The sequence below is a fragment of the Streptomyces sp. NPDC028331 genome, from assembly GCF_055565775.1.
Genome location: NZ_JBVHTR010000010.1, coordinates 1 through 15,502, shown reverse-complemented (window position 1 = coordinate 15,502; position 15,502 = coordinate 1). Strand labels below are relative to the sequence as shown.

The 15,502-nt window shown below is 71.6% G+C and carries 14 protein-coding genes; 8 read left to right on the top strand and 6 right to left on the bottom strand.

Features of this window, described 5'->3' with window-relative positions; genetic code table 11:
* Positions 1–161 precede the first annotated feature (161 nt).
* Positions 162–290: a hypothetical protein gene (locus ACZ4SW_RS16605; protein WP_468243254.1), complete on the top strand. Its 129-nt coding sequence runs from the start codon at positions 162–164 to the stop codon at positions 288–290.
* Between the two features lie 229 nt (positions 291–519).
* Here the strand turns inward: ACZ4SW_RS16605 and ACZ4SW_RS16600 are convergent, their stop codons facing one another.
* Positions 520–1,728, bottom strand: coding sequence for a pyridoxal phosphate-dependent aminotransferase (locus ACZ4SW_RS16600; RefSeq protein ID WP_468243252.1), 1,209 nt, complete (start codon positions 1,726–1,728; stop codon positions 520–522).
* An 86-nt stretch (positions 1,729–1,814) separates the two neighbouring features.
* Between ACZ4SW_RS16600 and ACZ4SW_RS16595 the strand changes: the two genes are divergently transcribed.
* Positions 1,815–2,453: a winged helix-turn-helix transcriptional regulator gene (locus tag ACZ4SW_RS16595; protein ID WP_468243249.1), complete on the top strand. Its 639-nt coding sequence runs from the start codon at positions 1,815–1,817 to the stop codon at positions 2,451–2,453.
* 71 nt (positions 2,454–2,524) lie between these two features.
* On the opposite strand, the gene ACZ4SW_RS16590 is transcribed toward ACZ4SW_RS16595, so the two are convergent.
* The 3 genes from ACZ4SW_RS16590 to ACZ4SW_RS16580 all read right to left on the bottom strand — a co-directional run bounded on the left by ACZ4SW_RS16590 (position 2,525) and on the right by ACZ4SW_RS16580 (position 6,295).
* A complete protein-coding gene (locus ACZ4SW_RS16590) occupies positions 2,525–3,325 on the bottom strand; it encodes a hypothetical protein (RefSeq protein WP_468243247.1) in 801 nt (266 codons plus the stop codon).
* Positions 3,325–4,590, bottom strand: coding sequence for a VWA domain-containing protein (locus ACZ4SW_RS16585; protein WP_468243244.1), 1,266 nt, complete (start codon positions 4,588–4,590; stop codon positions 3,325–3,327). Before ACZ4SW_RS16585 ends, ACZ4SW_RS16590 begins: the two co-directional genes overlap by 1 nt.
* A 151-nt stretch (positions 4,591–4,741) precedes the next feature.
* Entirely contained in the window at positions 4,742–6,295 is a 1,554-nt protein-coding gene (locus tag ACZ4SW_RS16580) for an IucA/IucC family protein (protein ID WP_468243242.1), read from the bottom strand.
* A 29-nt stretch (positions 6,296–6,324) separates the two neighbouring features.
* Here ACZ4SW_RS16580 and ACZ4SW_RS16575 point away from each other — a divergent pair, with 29 nt between their 5' ends.
* A complete protein-coding gene (locus tag ACZ4SW_RS16575; RefSeq protein WP_468243240.1) occupies positions 6,325–7,824 on the top strand; it encodes an IucA/IucC family protein in 1,500 nt (499 codons plus the stop codon).
* Positions 7,825–8,146: 322 nt separating this feature from the next.
* Entirely contained in the window at positions 8,147–8,656 is a 510-nt protein-coding gene (locus ACZ4SW_RS16570) for a TetR family transcriptional regulator (RefSeq protein ID WP_468243237.1), read from the top strand.
* A 79-nt stretch (positions 8,657–8,735) separates the two neighbouring features.
* Here ACZ4SW_RS16570 and ACZ4SW_RS16565 read toward each other — a convergent pair whose 3' ends face one another.
* Positions 8,736–9,416 carry a ScbR family autoregulator-binding transcription factor gene (locus ACZ4SW_RS16565; RefSeq protein ID WP_468243234.1) on the bottom strand — a complete coding sequence of 227 codons (681 nt, stop codon included), beginning with the start codon at positions 9,414–9,416 and terminating at the stop codon, positions 8,736–8,738.
* Positions 9,417–9,660: 244 nt separating this feature from the next.
* Positions 9,661–10,455 carry a response regulator transcription factor gene (locus tag ACZ4SW_RS16560; RefSeq protein ID WP_468243232.1) on the bottom strand — a complete coding sequence of 265 codons (795 nt, stop codon included), beginning with the start codon at positions 10,453–10,455 and terminating at the stop codon, positions 9,661–9,663.
* Between the two features lie 466 nt (positions 10,456–10,921).
* Between ACZ4SW_RS16560 and ACZ4SW_RS16555 the strand changes: the two genes are divergently transcribed.
* From ACZ4SW_RS16555 to ACZ4SW_RS16540, 4 genes are all read left to right on the top strand, one after another.
* Positions 10,922–11,845, top strand: coding sequence for a ScbA/BarX family gamma-butyrolactone biosynthesis protein (locus ACZ4SW_RS16555; RefSeq protein ID WP_468243229.1), 924 nt, complete (start codon positions 10,922–10,924; stop codon positions 11,843–11,845).
* Positions 11,846–11,879: 34 nt separating this feature from the next.
* Positions 11,880–12,806, top strand: coding sequence for an NAD-dependent epimerase/dehydratase family protein (locus ACZ4SW_RS16550; protein WP_468243227.1), 927 nt, complete (start codon positions 11,880–11,882; stop codon positions 12,804–12,806).
* An 88-nt stretch (positions 12,807–12,894) separates the two neighbouring features.
* A complete protein-coding gene (locus ACZ4SW_RS16545; protein WP_468243225.1) occupies positions 12,895–13,887 on the top strand; it encodes an aldo/keto reductase in 993 nt (330 codons plus the stop codon).
* Positions 13,888–14,063: 176 nt separating this feature from the next.
* The coding region (locus ACZ4SW_RS16540; RefSeq protein ID WP_468243223.1) for an acetyl-CoA carboxylase biotin carboxylase subunit at positions 14,064–15,502 on the top strand (1,439 nt) is incomplete at its 3' end.

Here is a 15,502-nt window from a genome sequence, read left to right as displayed (position 1 = left end):
GTGCCCGTCCATGGACATGCGCCGGGGAATTTCGGCAGGGTGACGCGCATGCCCGTCCCCCGCCTCGCCCCCACGCCTGGCGGCGGATCCGCGCGGGCGAGGCCGACCCGAAGTCCTACGGGCTTCTGCTGCTGGAGGGTCCGCTGGTCGGGGAGTGGTTCGTGGCGGGCAACATCCGACTCGACCTGGCGGCGCTCAACAAGGTCGAAACGCTGCTCTGGGACGTCTGGGGCGTCGGGGCCGACGACGACGGGGACATGACGGACGCCGTCCGCGAGCTGTACGATTAGGCCGCACGGGTGACGGCCGGGAGGGCTTCTTCCCCGCGCTGCGGGAGCTGTTCACGGAGAACGACGGGCTGCGGACACCGCGGACGGTGACCTCGCTCGCTCCGTTCAACGGCCCGAGCGAGGTCACCCTGCGCGGCTGGTGATCGTCCGGCACGAGCGCTGAAGCCCGCTGCCGGGAGGACCGGCCGCGCTACTGCCGGTGAAGCCCACTGCCGGAGACCCGGCCGCGCTACTGCCGGTAGCCGCTGAGGAAGCGCCCGATCCTGCTGATCGCGGTGTCCAGGACATCGGCGTGCGGCAGGGTCAGGATGCGGAAGTGGTCCGGCGCCGGCCAGTTGAAGCCCGTGCCCTGGACCACCTGGATCTTCTCCCGCAACAGCAGGTCCAGGACGAACTTCTCGTCGTCGTGGATCCGGTGCACCTTGGGGTCGAGGCGCGGGAACGCGTACAGCGCGCCCTTCGGCTTCACGCACGTGACGCCGGGGATCTCGTTGAGCTTCTCCCAGGCGCGGTCGCGCTGCTCGTGCAGGCGGCCGCCCGGGGCGGTCAGCTCGTCGATGGACTGGCGGCCGCCGAGCGCGGCCTGGATGGCGTACTGGGCGGGCGCGTTGGCGCACAGGCGCATGGAGGCCAGCATGGTCAGGCCCTCCAGGTAGTCCTTCGCGTGCTGCCTGGGCCCCGTCACGACCAGCCAGCCGGAGCGGAAGCCCGCCACGCGGTACGTCTTCGACAACCCGCAGAAGGTGAGGACCACCAGGTCGGGGGCGAGCGCGGCAGTGGAGTGGTGGACCGCGTCGTCGTACAGGATCTGGTCGTAGATCTCGTCCGCGAAGACCATCAGTCCGTGCCGGCGGGCGAGGTCGAGGACGCCCTCCAGGATCTCCTTCGGGTAGACCGCTCCGGTCGGGTTGTTGGGGTTGATGACGACCACGGCCTTCGTGCGGTCCGTGATCTTCGAGGCCATGTCGTCCAGGTCCGGGTACCAGTCGGACTGCTCGTCGCACAGGTAGTGGACCGCCTTGCCGCCCGCGAGGGTGGTGACGGCCGTCCAGAGCGGGAAGTCGGGGGCGGGGATGAGGATTTCGTCGCCGTCCTCGACCAGCGCCTGTACGGCCATCGAGACCAGCTCGGAGACGCCGTTGCCGAGGAAGACGTCGTCGACGCCGACCTCCAGGCCCCGCTCCTGGTAGCGCTGCGCCACCGCACGGCGCGCGGAGAGGATGCCGCGCGAGTCCGTGTAGCCGTGCGCTCGCGGCAGCATCCGGATCATGTCCTGGAGGATCTCCTCCGGCGCCTCGAAACCGAACAGCGCGGGGTTGCCGGTGTTCAGGCGCAGCACGCTGTGGCCCGCCGCCTCCAGCGCGTCGGCGTGCTCGATCACCGGGCCGCGGATCTCGTAACAGACCTCGCTGAGTTTGCTCGACTGCCGGAACTCCATGGCCGCTTCCCCTCCGGTGGCTTGTGTTGCTTGGTTTTACCAAGTGGCAGCTTGGAAAGTCCAACAACACGTCTAGACTGCGTCGCATGTCACCTCGCCGAAGCTACGACCAGTACTGCTCCACGGCCCGCGCGCTCGACGTCGTCGGCGACCGCTGGACCCTCCTGATCGTCCGCGAGCTGCTCGCCGGTCCCCGCCGTTACACCGACCTCCACGCGGACCTCCCGGGCGTGAGCACGGACGTGCTGGCCTCCCGGCTGAAGGACATGGAGCGCGACGGGCTGACCACACGGCGCCGGCTGCCCCCGCCCGGGGCCGCGTACGTGTACGAACTCACGCCGCGCGGACGCGCGTTGCTGCCCGTGCTCCAGGCGCTCGGCGCCTGGGGCGCACCCGCGCTGGAGGAGCGCCGTCCGACGGACGCGGTGCGCGCGCACTGGTTCGCGCTCCCGTTGCTGCGCACGCTGGAGGAGGAGGGGGCGGGGGAGGGGCTGGTGGAAGTCCGGCTGGAAGAGGGGGAGTTCCACCTGTGGCTCGGCGCCGAGGACGGTCCGGTCTACGGTGAAGGGGCCGCTCCCGAGGAGCCGGACGCCCGGCTGATCCTCGGCGCCGAGACGTGCGTCGCCCTGAGCCAGGGCGTGTTGACACTCCATCAGGCCGTGACCGAAGGCCGCGCGGAGGTGTCGGGGGACGGCGGCCTCGCCAAGCTGCTGCGCGGGGACTGAAGCGGCCCCGAAGACCAGGCCCGCCGCGCTGAGCGGACGCGGCGGGCCTGGGGCGTGACGGGAGCGGGCGCTCAGGCGCCCGGCGGGACCCGGGACGGGCGGCCCGAGCCGCGGGTCAGCGCGTAGCCGCCGATGCCCGCGAGGGCGGCGAGGACGCCGCCGATCCCGGTCCACACCCAGCGGTCGGACCACCAGCCGGAGGTGTCGGGCCTCAGCTTCGAGAGCGCGGCCGTGTCCGCGTCCGGGTCCGCCGACTTCTCGGACCTCATGGCTATCCCCGGCACCAGCGGCTCCGCCAGCGAACCGTCCACCGCCGCCGAGCCGCCGATGTCCTTGGAGTCCACCCGCACCTCGGCGTTCACCGGCTGCCCGAGGTCGGCCGCTGCGACCCCCACGACGGTCAGCCGGATGTAGTACGTGCCCGGCAGCGGGTCGTCGGCCCACGGCTCCGCCCAGGCGCGGACCGTGCGCAGGGTGCAGGACAGGTCCACCGAGGCGGCGCCCGGGGCGGCGGTCCTGGTCTGCGCCCCGTACTGGCACGCCTGGCGGCGCCGCAGCCCGTCGTACACGTCGAGCTGCCAGGTCTGCGCCGAACTCCGGGACGACGACGGCAGCTTGACGGTCGCCTGCACGGTGGGACGCTGCTGCGCCTCGGCCGGGAACTGCCAGTACAGGTAGTCACCCGTGGAGGCGCTCGCCGTGGCCTGCTGCCCCTGCCGGATCTCCGTCGCCGTACGGAACGACGTGCCCGCCGAGGTGGGCGCGGCGCTGTCGCCGGACGGGCTCGCGGAGGGCGAGGAGTCGGCCAGGGCCGGGGAGGCGGCGGCGCCCAGCAGCAGGGCCGCCACGGTCAGCACTCGTGCGATACGCATCAGTTGGTCCTCCAGACGGCGATCCGCCAGCGCGACAGCCAGCCCCACAGCAGACCCGCGAGGAAGCCGGTCAGGACGAGCGCGCCGAGCAGCCACCAGCCGCGCCCGAGGCCGAAGGCGGCCACGTCGCGCGCCTTGCCGGGGCCGTCGACCACGTCCACCGTCAGCTCCAGCGGCAGCCCCGGCGTGGTCTTCACACCGGCTGCCGGGGAGAAGGAGTTCGCGACCTGGAGGCACACCGTCTCGGCGGGCGCGCCCTCGTCGTCGCTCTCGGCCTTCGGGTAGCGCAGCCCCGTCGACATGACGTCCGTGCGGCCCGCGCCGGTGGCCTCCCCGCGCACGATCTCCCGCCCGTGCACCGTGAGGGCCCGCAGGGTCACGCCGTAGTCCGGGCCGACCTGCCGGTCGTCGGACACGCTGACGGAGGCGCGCAGTTCCTGGCCCGGCTTCACGTCCACCCGGTAGAAGCGGTGCTGGCCGAACTCCTCGCGGTCGGTGTACAGGCCCGACTTCAGCGAGGGCGCCGTGGCGCACTGGCCGGTGCCGTCCACGGCGACCGGCGTGACCGTCCTGTCCGCCGTGCGGTCCACCAACTGGTTCACCTTGTCGGACAGTTGCTCCTTGTGCTGCACCGACGTGTACGTTCCGCCGGTCGCCGCCGCGATACAGCTGAGCTGCTGGTTCAGCTTGGCGTCCGGCACCAGGCCCAGCGTGTCGATGGTCAGCCCGATGCCCTTGGCGGCGATCTCGCGCGCCACCTCGCACGGGTCCAGCGGGGCACAGGTGTCCTCGCCGTCGCTGATCAGGACGATGCGCTTGGAGCCGTTGCCGCCGTCCAGGTCGTTCGCCGCCTTCAGCAGGGCGGGGCCGATCGGCGTCCAGCCGGTGGGCTGGAGCGTCGCCACGGCCGTCTTGGCCTCGGTCCGGTTCAGCGGGCCGACCGGGTAGAGCTGCGCGGTGTCCTTGCAGCCCGTCTTGCGGTCGTTGCCCGGGTAGTTGGCGCCCAGCGTCCGGATGCCGAGCTGCACCTCCTCCGGCGTCGCGTCCAGGACCTCGTTGAAGGCCTGCTTCGCCGCGGCCATCCGCGAACCGCCGTCGATGTCCCGCGCCCGCATCGAACCGCTGACGTCGAGGACGAGATCGACCTTGGGCGCGTCCTGGGCTGTCGTCTCGTCGGCGACGGCACCGGCCGGGACCGCGATCCCGGCCGCCAGGGCGGCGAGCAGGGCGCAGACTCCCGCCGCCAGCCGTTGTCTTGTGATCATCGGCGGATCTTATTGATCAATGGGGCCGCGCTTCAAAACGATCAAGCATCGACCGAGGAACGGGCCGAGGACCGTGCCGACCGTGCGGACCGTGCGGACCGAGTGGATCGATCGGTGGATCGATCGGACTGTGCGAACCGAGCGGACCGTGCTACCGCGGGAGCGGATTCGGCAGTCCGGTCCACAGGTCTCCGGGATGCTCGGGAGACAGCCGCATCAGCGTCAACGCCTTGGTGGGCAGCGGCCCTTCGCGCAGGGCCGTCAGATCGGGGGTGTCGGGCAGATTCCGTACGACGGCCTCCAGCGCCGCCCGCAGTGCGGTCGCCGAACCCGCCGTGGAGGCCAGCGCGCCCGCCACGAGCGAGCCGAACAGCTTGCGGCGCAGGGCCGTCTCGTCGTCCGTGACGATCCGGTCGGCCACCTCCGGGGCCTTGACGCCGTGCCGGGCCAGCCGGGCCGGGCTCACCCTGATGTCGGCCAGGTCCCGGTAGACCAGCCGCACCGGCTCACCCGCGGGCGAGAGCACCACCAGCAGGTTCTGCCCGTGCGCCTCCAGAGCCACGCCCAGGTCGAGCAGCCGCAGGCCGACGGTGAGGGCGAGCCGCGAGAAGGCGGCGAGCCAGGCGGGGGAGGACGGCAGGCCGGTGAGCGGCAGGGCGGCCACCGGGACGATCCGCTCGCCGGCCGCCGTGTCCGCGTACGCCTCGGGCGGCTCCCGCAGCACCGCCGCCAGATCGGGGGAGTGGGCGGCGGCCGCGCCCAGGGTGCGGGTGATGTGCAGCAGACCGTCCGTGCGCGCGGCCATCGCCTCCAGGAAGCCGGACACCGCGAGGGCCGTTTCGACGGAGGCGAGCGAGATGTCCCGCACGGAGGACGTCAGCCGCGCGCTGACCGCGGTCTTCACATGCGGGCCGCCGCCGGGCAGCGCCAGCGTCCGCAGGGACATCAGCGGACGGGCGAGCGGGCCCTCCTTCGCCGCCACGCCGAGCACGTGCGCCGTCTGCCAGGGGTGGACCGGGATCAGCGTCCGCTCGCCGTCCCGCAGCCACGCGGGCCACGCGCCCCGTACGAGGGCGTCACCCACCGCGACGAGCCCGAGCCGTACCAGCGGCCGGTGCTCCGGCCCGTACGCCAGTTGCTCGGCCACCGAGAAGCCGGGGCGCGAACGGCAGTTCGGGTGGTAGGGGTGCCCGTCGACCACCCGCTGCTCCCACGCCCAGCTCGACCCCGGTTCGGGCGCCGCACCCGGCTGATCGGCCCGCGACAGCGCCAGCGAGGCCGTGCTGTGGTCCAGCTCGGCGGCGAACGCGTCCCCGTGCGGCACGCCGAGTGCCGCGACCAGCTCCGCCGCGCGGTCGAAGGCGCGCCCGTCCAGCCGTACCTCGGTCACGTACGCGTCGGTCGCGTACGGGTCCGCCGACGGGCCGTGCAGCCGGCGCCCGTCCGCCAGACGCAGGGTCAGCCCGCCGTCCGCCGGTTCCCGGCGCACGACCCACGGCAGCGGCTCATGTGCCAGCGCCCGCCACAGTCGCGTGAGGACGGCGGCCCTGGCACCGGGCAGCGCCGCCGCGTACGAGGCCGACAGATCGGGCCGAACGGCGGCCAGCTCGGCGGCGAGCGCCGCCTCGGCGGGAGGGGAAGGGGGCACGGTCGGGGCTCCTCGGGGACGGGGCGGTGCGTCGTGACACGGGTCCACGACAGACATACTGATCGCCAGTGCACCGTACGGAACGAATGGATCGCGTGGACCCCATGCACCCCAGGGACGACGTCCCCGCGCGCGCCGACGCCCACGCGGCGGCGCCGCTGCTCAACTGCCTGCTCCGAGAGGCGGCCGAACCCGCCGGCGAGCAAGGCGTCCACCGCCTGCGGGCCGGCGGCCGGCTGCTGCGCGTACGTGGCACCCGCCGCCCCCGCGACCCCGAGCTGTACACGGACGGCACCTGGCGCCCGCTCACCCACGCCGAGCTGGTGAAGCTCACCGCCGACGAGCTGCGCCGGGCCACCGGCCTGTCCAACCCCGAACTGCCCGGCGAGATGCTCGACAGCCGGGACGCGGTGGCCGCGATCCTGGCCGCACGCTCCCGCGTGGCGGCCCCGGACGACCCGTACGTGCGCTCCGAACAGTCCCTGGTCACCGGCCACCCCCACCACCCGGCCCCGAAGGCGCGCGGCGGCGGACCGGTCGCGAGCTGGCTGCCGTACGCCCCCGAGGCGTATGCCCGCTTCCCGCTCACCCTTCTGGGTGTACGCGAGGACGCGGTCGCCGAGGAGGGTGACACGACGGCGCTCGACGCGCTCGGCACCGCCCCCCGCGGCTACCGGCTGCTGCCCGCCCACCCCTGGCAGCTCGCCCTGGCCGGTGCCCGCCCCGAGATCCGCGAGGCGTTCGAGGACGGGCGCCTGATCCGGCTCGGCGAGACTCCGCGGCCCGTGTGGCCCACGGCCGCCATCCGCACGGTGTACGTCCCGCAGGACGACCTCTTCGTCAAGTTCAGCCTGGACGTGCGGATCACCAACGACATCCGCCGGCTGTGGCGCCACGACCTGCTCAAGGTGCGCCGCACCGACGCCGCCGCGGCGTCCGCGTTCGCGGCCCACCGGGGCACGGCGGCCTGGCTCAGCGACCGCGGCTGGCGCACGGCCGCCTTCGCCTTCGAGGAGCTGGCGGTCCTGGTCCGCGACGGGCTGCGCCCCCACCTGCTGCCCGGCGCCACACCACTGCTCGCCGCGGCCCTGGTGGAGGGGTTCGACGGCAGCCCGCTCGACGCCCTCACCGATCCCACCGCCTGGTGGACGGCGTATCTGCGCCAGGTCGTGCCCCCGGCCGTCGAGGCGTTCGAACGCCACGGTGTCGTCCTCGAGGCGCACCTGCAGAACACGCTGGTCGCGGTGGACGGCACGGGACTGCCCGCGCAGGCCCTGTTCCGGGACGCGGAGGGCGTGAAGCTCCTGACGGACGTGTCCCGCGAGAAGGGCTGGGAGCGGCTGGTGTACTGCCTGGTCGTCAACAACCTCATCGAGGTGGCCGCCCTGCTCTGCGAACGCCACCCCGGCTGGAACCCCTGGCCCGCCGCCCGAGCCGAGCTGTCCCGCCACCCGGTCCCCGAGATCCCCGCCCTGCTCGCCTCGCCCACCCTGCCCGGCAAGACCAACCTCCTGCTGCGCTGGACGGGCGCGGACGGCGCGGACGCGCGCTATGTGCCGCTGCCGAACCCGCTGGCCTGCCGCTGATCCCCCTTCGCTCACGGAGGCGTACGTGCATCCGGTGTACATCGGACCCCTTTAACAAACAGACTTGTCTGTTCATTCCCGTGTCTGGGGCGTAAGTTCGCCGGGGTTGCCTCGACTTCTTGGTACGAGACCCGCCATTTGCTGCACTGTTGGCTCTGGATGGCGCCCGGGTCTGTCCATCAAAACAGGCGAGTCTGTATGGTTTGGGGGAGGGGGAGTCAGTATGACCACTCCTCCCTCTTGGAGCCGTCGTACCGATCAAGGGACAAGCGCGATGCAAAAGCGGTCGCAAACGACCCGTCAGGCACTCGTGCGTGCCGCCGTGGAACTCATCGCGAACGGCCGGCTTGCCGACGCGGGGTTGGTCAACATCTGCAACACCGCCGGGGTGAGCCGTGGCGCGCTCTACCACCACTTCCTGTCCATAGCGGAGCTGCTGGCCGAGGTCCACGCACAGGCCCAGGAGCGCGTCCTCGCGCTGGCCGAGCAGAGCTTCGCGACTCCCGGCGCCGATGCGCCGGCGCGCTTCAGCATGGCCCTGGGGAAGGCGCTGGCGGAGGACCAACTCGTGCGGGCCGGCCTGCGGTTGGCGGCCGACGGCAGCGACGAGCCGCCCCGGCTGCGGGAAGAGGTCCTGGCACGCCTGCGCAGCCGGATGCTCGCGGAAGGCGCCGACAGCCCCGACCGGGAGGTGCTGGCAGACCTGGCGGTGGTGGTCACCGCGGGACTGGAATCCCTCGGACACACCGACATGGCCTGGTGGCAGCCGGAGAGCGCCAAGCGCATATGGGACATGCTGCTGCCGCTGTTCACGGAGGCGGACCGGGCCTGAGCCGGGTGGCCGGCGGCTCGTCGACGGCGGGGGTCCCGCCCGGCGCAGCGGTGGAGTGTCGTGGGCCTTCCGTGGACCGCTACGCGTCGGCGACCGCGCGCCCGTCGACGACCGTGGGCTCGTCCGTGGCGGCAAGTCCGTCCGTGGCCGCGGGAGCGGGCGGCGGGGTGATGCGCAGGTTCCCGATCATTCCGGGACTCACCATCCCGGGCAGGAGGAGTCGCCACATGGTCGTGATGCGCTCGGGCAGATCCTTGCGGTTGGTGTAGACCTGCGACATCACCTGCATGCCGGTGAACGCGCCGACGATCAGGGTGGTGGCCTCGTTCAGGTCCAGGCCCGGCAGGATCTCGCCCTGCCGCCCGGCCTCCTCCAGCAGTTCGCGGATGGCCGCGCTCGACTGGTCGTAGGGCGTGTTGATGGGGCGGGGGAACGACGTCTTCTCCACGGCCAGGCGCACGCTGGCGCGCAGTACCGGGTCGTGCTGGAGGCGGCGGGCGAAGGCGAACGTCAGGTCGATGATCGCCTGCATCTTGCTGGAGTGCTCGGGGACGACCAGGGCCTCGCTGTGCGCCTCGAGCAGGGCCACGGCGATCGCCTCCTTGGAGGGGAAGTGGTGATAGAGGGCACCACGGGTGAGGCCGCTGCGTGCGAGGATCTCGTTGGTGCTGGCGGCATCGAACCCGCGCTGATCGAACACCTCAGCGGCAGCCTCCAGAATCGCCCGCCGCGATCGTGTTCCGCGTTCCTGCTTCGCCATTCCCGATCCTTGCACTCGCCGAAGACGAACTATACCGACCTGTCTGCATCCTATTGCCACAGGTGGCTGGTCAGGAGGGGGCGGAGCCCGGCGGACAGGACGCCGACGGACGACCGGCCGGCGGGAAGGGGCGGCGTCCGTGGTGCGCACACCGCGGACCGCCGGCCGCTCCCTCCGGTGCGGGCGGCCCCGTCCGGTCGCTCCGGTGTCCGTGTCCTCCGGCGCCGGGGGCGGTCGTCGCTGCTCAAGGGTTGCCCAGGCGGAAGCCCACGCCGCGGACCGTCACGATCCAGTCGCTGGAACCGAGTTTGCCGCGCAGGCTGCTGACGTGCGTGTCGATCGTACGGCCCTTGTGCGACCATGCGTCGTCCCAGACCTGGGTCATCAGCTGCCGTCGGGAAATGACGGCGCCCGGCTGCATGGCGAGGATGTGCAGCAGGTCGAACTCCTTGCGGGTGAGATCCACGGGGCGGCCGTGCAGCGTGACCTTGCGGGCGACGGCGTCGATGCGCAGCGGACCGTGTTCGATGGTGCGGGCCGTCTGGGAGGGACGGACCCGGCGCATCACCGCTCCGATGCGGGCCAGCAGTTCGTGGAACCCGTACGGCTTGACCATGTAGTCGTCGGAGCCCGCCTGCAGCCCGAGCACACGGTCGAGTTCGCTCCCGCGCTCGGTGACGGCGATGATCGGGGTGTCGCTCACCGCCCGGATGCCCCGGCAGACCTCCAGACCGTCCAGGTCGGCCAGGTCGAGGTCGAGCAGGATGAGGTCGGCCTGGTGGTGGACCTGGAGCGCCTGGCTGCCGGTGGCCACGCTTTCGGCGCGATAGCCCCGCCGGGTGAGGTCCTGGACCAGGGCCTTGGCGGAGCGCTCCTCGTTCTCGACGACCAGGATGCGCAGGGCCGGGTGCTCGACCGGGACGTGCAGCCGTGGTGCGGCCGGGTGGCCGTGCTGTGGTGTGGTCGGGTGGCCGTGCTGTGGTGCGGAGTGATGCCGGGTTGTGGTGGATTGGGGTAGGTCTGCTACCTGCCGGTTCATCTGCTCCCCCTGTACTGGGGCGCCGCTGGGACGCCCTGCCAGATGCTCGAATGGAAAACCGGGTGCTCTGCGAAGATACCAAACAGACTTGTCTGATTGTCAACGCGCGACCAGTGCCTGATGCCCGAACGGGCGTGCTGCCGTCTGACCAGGGATGACGCTGATTTTGTCGGCTATGTCCGGCCGTTTTCGGAGATCTGTCTGCCGGGCTGCTGGGGCGTCATGTTTGGCAAGAACAGGCAAACCTGCCTGTTCGCTCGGTGTCGTTGGGTGATGCATCCATCACGGAGGGAGCGTGTTGGGCGTCACAGATCATCGGATCGTCCCTCCCTTCACCTGCGAACCAAAGTTTTTACTTGATTTACCCGACAGACCTGTCTGTATTTTATTGATAGGTCAACGGGGGGCCGCTGCAGCATGCAGCAGTCAGCTCCTCCCTGCTCACAAACAGACGGGAGCGCACAACATGACCGCAACGCTCGACTCCGCACACGCGGGACTGACCACGATCGTCCCGCGCCAGTACGTCCACCGAGCCGCAGTCTCCGAAGTCCTGCTCACCGGTTGGCGGGCGGCCGATCAGCCCGATGCCTTCACGGTCCGCGCCCAGTGGCCGCGGGGGCACTCCCTGTTCGTGCAGTCGGGCGGCTACCAGGACCCGATGCTGCTGATCGAGTCGGTTCGGCAGATCGGATCGCTCCTCGCGCACGCCGAGTACGAGGTCCCCTTCGGACACCAGTTCCTGATGCGGTCCATAGGGTTCACCGCGACAACGGATCTGTTCGTCGCGACGCCCGCCCCGACCGAGGTCGAACTGCACACGGTGTGCCACGACATCGTCCGCCGGGGGAAGAACCTCGCCGGCATGCGCTACGAGGTGACGGCGACGGTCGACGGCGTGGCCCTGGCCACCGCCGGAGCGTCCTTCAGCTGCGCGGCTCCCGGCGTGTACAGGCGACTGAGGGGGGAGCGCCCCACCCGCGTCAACCGCCTCGCGGGACTGCCGATCGACCCGGCACGGGTGGGACGCACCGGAACCGAACACGTGGTCCTCTCGGAGGACGCGGGCGCCTCCCGCAACCGATGGGAACTCCGCGCCGACTGCGACCACCCCATATTCTTCGACCATCCGGTGGACCACGTCCCGGGCATGGTGCTCCTGGAGGCGGCCCGGCAGGCCGCCCACGCCGCGACCGGCATGACCGACGCCCTCGTCCTCGACCTGGAAAGCTCCTTCGACCGGTACGCGGAGCTCGACGAGCCCTGCTTCATCGAGGCCGACCCGCTCGTCGCCGACGACGCCGACGACATCCAGGTACGGGTACGCGGAACCCAGTGCGACGAGACCGTCTTCACCGCCCGCCTCATGCTGCGGCCCCACACCCGATGAACGTCCGCGACGTCCGCCGGACGGGAGGGCCCACGTGGCCAACACCATGATCACTGGCGCGGCCGGCTTCATCGGCACCCATGTCGCCCGTGAAGCCGCCCGCCGGGGCGGGCAGTTGACGCTGATGTCGTACCGCCGGCCGCCGCGGCCCGTCGCCGGCTCGGCCCGCACCGTCCGCGCGGACCTGGCGGACCCGCACTCGCTGCACGGAGTCTGCGACGGGGTCGACGTCCTGCTGCACTGCGCCTCGCAGATCGGCGGGACGCCCGAGGCCAACCATGCCGTCAACGCTCGCGGGACGGCGGCGCTCGTCGCCGAGGCGCAGCGTGCGGGGGTGACCCGCATCGTGTATCTCAGCACCGCCTCCGTCTACGGGCGTGGCACCTTCCGGTGCGCCCACCCCGGGCGGCTGCCGAGGAATCCGCGTTCGCCGACTTCGCGGACACGGGCCGCGGCCGAGGACGCCGTACTCGCCGCCGGTGGGATCGTCGTACGTCCGCACCTGGTGTACGGGCGCGGCGACGACTGGGTCGTGCCTGGGCTCGTCCGGCTGCTGTGGGCGCTGTCCGGCACACCGACGGGGTGGGACGCCAGGCACTCGGTCATCGCCGCGGCCGAACTGGCCGCAGTCCTGGTGGAGGTCGGCCTCGCCCCCAGCGAGAGCCTGTCGGCCTCCGTCTACCACGCGGCGTACCCCACCCCGGCCCCGGCGTCCGCGCTGCTGCGCGCCGTGGCCGACTGCATGGCTCTGCCACCGGGACCGCGGGACCTGGCGATCGAGCACGCACGTGACCTCCTGACGGGGGACGGCGCCGCCGCGCACGCGCTGGACATGATGGCCACCGACCACTGGTTCGACAGCACGTCGATCTGGGCCGATCTGGGCCGAGTGCCGGGGGCGGCGTGGGAAGCGGACTTCGCGCGGATGACGACGTGGTACCCGGATCAGGCGGCAGCCTGACCCGGTCCCGGTGCAGGCGGCTCGGGCCCCGACCACCGGACAACCACCAGCAGTTCGAGATTCAGCACCAGCTCAGGGATTGGAACACATGGAATACACCAAGCTCGGCCGCAGCGGACTGTCCGTGTCCCGACTCGTGCTCGGCACGATGAACTTCGGGACCCAGACCTCCGAAGCGGACAGTCACGCGATCATGAACCGTGCGCATGAGCGTGGCATCAACTTCTTCGACACGGCCAACGTCTACGGCACGAGGCCGGGCGAGGTCTCCACCGAACAGATCATGGGCCGGTGGTTCGCCTCCGGCGGCGGCCGCCGGGAGAAGACCGTGCTGGCCACCAAGGTCTACATCCCGACGGGCGGTTGGCCCAACGAGGGGTTCCTGTCCGCGCTGAACATCCGGCGGGCGTGCGAGGCGTCCCTCAAGCGCCTGCAGACCGACTACATCGACCTGTACCAGATGCACCACGTCGACCGGGACACGCCGTGGGAGGAGATCTGGGAGGCCTTCAGCGTCCTTCGCCAGCAGGGAAAGGTGCTCTACTTCGGTTCCTCCAATTTCGCCGGCTGGCACATCGCGCAGGCGCAGGAGGCCGCGCGGTCGCGGCACTTCCTCGGGCTGGTCAGCGAACAGTCCATGTACAACCTGATGACCCGCTGGGTCGAGCTGGAGGTGCTGCCCGCGGCGCGGCACTACGGGGTCGGCGTGATCCCGTGGGGGCCGCTGCACGGCGGAGTGCTCGGCGGTGTCCTGCGCAAGCAGAAGGAGGGCAACGCCTCCCGGGGCAGCACCGGACGCTCCGTCGGCGTGCTCGCCCAGCACCGCGACACGATCGAGGCGTACGAGAAGCTGTGCGCCGACATCGGAGCGGACCCGGCCCATGTCGGACTGGCGTGGCTGCTGGCGCAGGAGGGTGTGACCGGGCCCATCATCGGGCCGCGGACCACCGAGCAGCTCGACAGCTCGCTGTCCGCACTGACGATCAAGCTGGACGACTCCACCCTGGCCAGGCTGGACGAGCTGTTCCCGCCGCCCGGGCCGAACGGGGCCAGGCCGGCGCCCGAGGCCTACGCCTGGTGACCACGCTCCCGCGTTGAACGCCGCCGGGGCGGTACGTGCCGAGCCCGTACCGCCCCGGCGGGACCGACCGACCCGCGCCACTTCACGAAGGCTTGCAGCAAGGCGTCTTGAACCCTGAAGCGGCGGATGGGGAGGCTGGCCGGAAGTATCCGTACTCTCAGCAGAAATGAGGCATCGTGCGCAAGGTGCTCATCGCCAATCGCGGCGAAATCGCTGTTCGAGTGGCCCGGGCCTGCCGGGACGCCGGGATCGCCAGCGTGGCCGTATACGCGGACCCGGACAGGGACGCGGTGCACGTCCGCGCCGCGGACGAGGCGTTCGCCCTGGGTGGTGACACCCCGGCCACCAGTTACCTGGACATCGACAAGGTCCTGAAGGCCGCGCGCGAGTCGGGCGCGGACGCCGTGCACCCCGGCTACGGGTTCCTCTCCGAGAACGCCGACTTCGCCCAGGCGGTGCTGGACGCGGGGCTGATCTGGATCGGCCCGCCGCCGCAGGCGATCCGCGATCTGGGTGACAAGGTCGCGGCCCGTCACATCGCGCAGCGTGCGGGAGCGCCGCTGGTCGCCGGGACCCCCGACCCCGTCTCGGGGGCGGAGGAGGTCGTCGCCTTCGCCGAGGAGCACGGGCTGCCGATCGCCATCAAGGCCGCCTTCGGTGGTGGCGGGCGTGGCCTGAAGGTCGCCCGCACGCTGGAGGAGGTGCCCGAGCTGTACGAGTCGGCGGTGCGTGAGGCGGTGGCCGCGTTCGGCCGTGGTGAGTGCTTCGTCGAGCGTTACCTGGACCGGCCCCGGCACGTGGAGACCCAGTGCCTGGCCGACAAGCACGGCAACGTGGTCGTCGTCTCCACGCGTGACTGCTCGCTGCAGCGCCGGCACCAGAAGCTGGTGGAGGAGGCCCCGGCGCCGTTCCTGAACGAGGAGCAGGTCGCGGAGTTGTACCGGGCGTCGAAGGCCATCTTGAAGGAGGCCGGCTACGAGGGTGCGGGCACGTGTGAGTTCCTGGTCGGGCAGGACGGCACGATCTCGTTCCTGGAGGTCAACACGCGGCTGCAGGTCGAGCACCCGGTGACCGAGGAGGTCGCCGGTATCGACCTGGTGCGGGAGATGTTCCGCATCGCCGACGGCGAGCCGCTGGGCTACGACGACCCCGAACTGCGCGGGCACTCCTTCGAGTTCCGCATCAACGGCGAGGACCCGGGCCGCAACTTCCTGCCCGCCCCCGGCACCGTGACCACGTTCGCCCCGCCGTCCGGCCCCGGCGTGCGCCTGGACGCGGGCGTGGAGTCCGGCAGCGTGATCGGCCCGGCGTGGGACTCGCTGCTGGCCAAGCTGGTCGTGACCGGCCGCACCCGCAAGGAGGCCCTGCAGCGGGCCGCCCGCGCGCTGGAGGAGTTCCAGGTCGAGGGGATGGCCACGGCGCTGCCGTTCCACCGCAAGGTGGTCACCGATCCGGCGTTCGCTCCGGAGGTGCACGGGCAGGACGGCCCGTTCACGGTCCACACCCGCTGGATCGAGACCGAGTTCGTCAACGACATCAAGCCCTTCACCGCGCCCGCGGAGGCGGAGGTGGAGGAGGAGCCGGGCCGTGAGACGGTCGTCGTCGAGGTCGGCGG

Coding starts and splice junctions, on each gene's coding strand:
- ACZ4SW_RS16555 (WP_468243229.1), top strand. CDS start 10,922: ATGACCGCAACGCTCGACTCCGCACACGCGGGACTGACCACGATCGTC.
- ACZ4SW_RS16585 (WP_468243244.1), bottom strand. CDS start 4,590: ATGATCACAAGACAACGGCTGGCGGCGGGAGTCTGCGCCCTGCTCGCC.
- ACZ4SW_RS16590 (WP_468243247.1), bottom strand. CDS start 3,325: ATGCGTATCGCACGAGTGCTGACCGTGGCGGCCCTGCTGCTGGGCGCC.
- ACZ4SW_RS16600 (WP_468243252.1), bottom strand. CDS start 1,728: ATGGAGTTCCGGCAGTCGAGCAAACTCAGCGAGGTCTGTTACGAGATC.
- ACZ4SW_RS16560 (WP_468243232.1), bottom strand. CDS start 10,455: ATGAACCGGCAGGTAGCAGACCTACCCCAATCCACCACAACCCGGCAT.
- ACZ4SW_RS16575 (WP_468243240.1), top strand. CDS start 6,325: ATGGATCGCGTGGACCCCATGCACCCCAGGGACGACGTCCCCGCGCGC.
- ACZ4SW_RS16545 (WP_468243225.1), top strand. CDS start 12,895: ATGGAATACACCAAGCTCGGCCGCAGCGGACTGTCCGTGTCCCGACTC.
- ACZ4SW_RS16580 (WP_468243242.1), bottom strand. CDS start 6,295: ATGTCTGTCGTGGACCCGTGTCACGACGCACCGCCCCGTCCCCGAGGA.
- ACZ4SW_RS16565 (WP_468243234.1), bottom strand. CDS start 9,416: ATGGCGAAGCAGGAACGCGGAACACGATCGCGGCGGGCGATTCTGGAG.
- ACZ4SW_RS16595 (WP_468243249.1), top strand. CDS start 1,815: ATGTCACCTCGCCGAAGCTACGACCAGTACTGCTCCACGGCCCGCGCG.